Origin of the sequence: Arthrobacter sp. E44 (assembly GCF_041877125.1) — a bacterium.
GTDB lineage: Bacteria > Actinomycetota > Actinomycetes > Actinomycetales > Micrococcaceae > Arthrobacter.
Window position 1 is genome coordinate 1 of record NZ_JBHDJA010000052.1, and the last position, 2,532, is coordinate 2,532.

Sequence of the window (2,532 nt, forward strand, 5' to 3'; positions counted from 1 at the left end):
CTCGCCCGCTCTCGCATGCGCCCCACCACTGACACCGGAAGCGAGGTGGACACCGACACGATCATGGCCCTCAGCACATAAGCGAAGGATCAACCGTTACACCACTCCACGGGACTTGACCCGGCAATTCTTTGCATGGGATGTGGCTCGATATCCGATTTCTTGACCCGGACTTCCCTTTCCAGTTTGATGCTGGTGACCTGGCGTGCGGTTTGGAATCATTGATGATGTATTGGGAAGCAGGAACGGCGTCCCTCTCGCAGGGGAACCAGCGGGTGGTAAGGGAATTATTGTGGAAGATCCACGACGAACAGCGCGACACCTGATTGGCCGGGGTGAGATAAGCCTCGGAGAGTTATGGCTGCGGTACTGGGCCAATGGCGGTGACGCGCAGCCGTTCGAGTTTGAGGCGTACATACATGAGATGTACGAACTAAGAGCGATCGATCAGGACCTTCTTGCCCTTGCGATGGAAGAACTCGAAACCCCCAAGAACCGCTGGGGGTAACCCCTGAGACGCATAGTCCGCTGGTTGCGCGGACCGCCCGTGGTCGTTTACCCGCCTGTCGTGCCTGGGGGTTTGGATCGTTGTTTTCCTTTCCTTGAACCAGGGTGAGCGGTCCGGGCGCAGCGGCCAGCCTATAGTGTTGGTCTGCGGCTGAGTGCCCGTGCTCTGTCCAGGGCTTGTTGGCAGGCCTGGACGAGGTGTTCGCGTTGCCCGGTGCTGCGGTAGGTCGCGGGCCCATTCGAATTCCTGTGCCGCTTCCCGGTAGCGTGCTTCGTCGAACAGCCGTCGGCCGATCTGACGGCGGACCAGTGCTTCCCGCGCCCGGGTACGGGCCAGGCGCAGGGCTTCTTCCTGTAGCCTCGCGGCCTCGTGCCAGGAGTATTGCCGCTGGTATGCCTGGGCGAGTAACAGCAAGGGATGGAGCTGGTCCGATGAAGCGTCCAGCAGTTTCTGTCCTTCGGTGATGGCTTCCTGGGTCCGGTCCAGCAGGCACAGGATCCAGACCCTTTCCAGCGCCGGGCACTGGGTCAGGCGGGCCTCCATTGCGTCCCGGTCCAGCACGATGTCCCGCAATGTCGCAGGATCTGTTCGCCAGATATCCCGGGGCGCCCGCGCCGGGTCCGGGGTCACAGCCCCGGACCGTCCCCCGGTTCAGAGGATGGATGGCTGACCGGGCGGTGCCAGCGGTCCTTTTCGCGGATGATGCCATGCGGGACATCACTGCTGGCTTCCACGGTGAACAGTGACTGGCTCCGGCGGGTAACGAGGATCCCCCGCCGGTCCCCGGGCACGGCAGTTGCGCGGATCTGTTCCACGGCCCGATCCAAATCATTCTGCAAAGACTTCGGGTCCCCGGCCACGATCTGAAGGATTACGGGGACAGGGTGAGAACCAGGGGTAACGGCCGCAGGCATGGGTAGAGGGGCCCTTCATCTTTTCCGGCACAGGCATAGCCCGCGTTGACGATTTTTTATCTGCCCTCATACCCGATGACGGTGCATACTACTTTCCCCCCCTTGCTCTGGGTGGAATAACGGGGATTCCTGCAAAGGGGGCCGGGCTAACCTGGGCCTTCACCAGCATAAACTCTTCCGGAACCGCCTACCAGCCTCCGGATCAACCCTCGGTTTTGTTCGCGCTGAAGCATGTCCGAACCGATTTCATCAGCACGAATCTGTAGGACAAGGGCTGTGTAAGGCGTATGTTAGGGAGAAGCAAAAATGAGCACGTGGTCGCCGCTGACCCTGGGGGCTGATTTCTATTCAATACATTTGTTGTGAGTGTGGACGCCCGGCCGCGCCTATCCTGCGCGCGCCAACGCTGACCCCGGCCAGGGAACAGGAACCCGCGGTGCATAACTGGTGCTGCCCGGACCCGTGGTGCAAGAACTCGATCGGCAGACTCAACGGCCGGCTCGGCTTCCGCCCGATGGACAACGGCACGCACAACACCCGCCGACGCTGAACCGCAAGCCGTGGGTGCTAGGCTCGGCCCGGTACGCTGGGAAAGCCTGACAATGACGCTCGTTTGCGCGCTATGAAACTCGCAGCCCACTGAGACCGCGCGTCTGGCCCGGCACCTGCCCCTCGGATGGGCCCTGACAAGGGCGCTGCGCAGGATAAGGACAGCAGCTGGGAATCATAGCTATTCAATAAATAGGAATCTAATGGCCGCATTTGACGTCGCCGAGGGCAAAGGGGCCCTTGAACTGAGAGGCACTATCCTCCGGCTGCGCTGGAAAGAAGGCCAGACTATCCAAACTGATGATGCTCTAGCCGTCGTGTCCCACCTTCGGGCGCGATACCAAGGCAAGAGCTATCCCATGCTCATTTTGGTCGACAGTGTCACTTTCTCCCGGTCCGCACGAAAGCTTCTTACCTCTTCGGGACGCGCATCCCGGATCGCAATTAGTGGAGTCCCGCATAGTGGTGTAACGCCACGGTGGTTGTCTGCGTCGTTGCTGACGTGAAGGCGGTCACCGTGTGATCCTTCGAGGAAACTCTCACATCCCACTCGAAAGGCAT

General features: G+C 60.8%; 2 protein-coding genes. Both read right to left on the reverse strand.

All coding sequences use genetic code 11. The annotated features are described in order from the left end of the window. Positions 1 to 433 precede the first annotated feature (433 nt). Entirely contained in the window at positions 434 to 1,138 is a 705-nt protein-coding gene (locus ACETK3_RS21245; protein WP_306971948.1) for a tetratricopeptide repeat protein, read from the reverse strand. Further along, positions 1,135 to 1,323: a hypothetical protein gene (locus ACETK3_RS21250; protein ID WP_237429416.1), complete on the reverse strand. Its 189-nt coding sequence runs from the start codon at positions 1,321 to 1,323 to the stop codon at positions 1,135 to 1,137. The genes ACETK3_RS21245 and ACETK3_RS21250 overlap by 4 nt, the downstream gene beginning before the upstream one ends. Positions 1,324 to 2,532 lie beyond the last annotated feature (1,209 nt).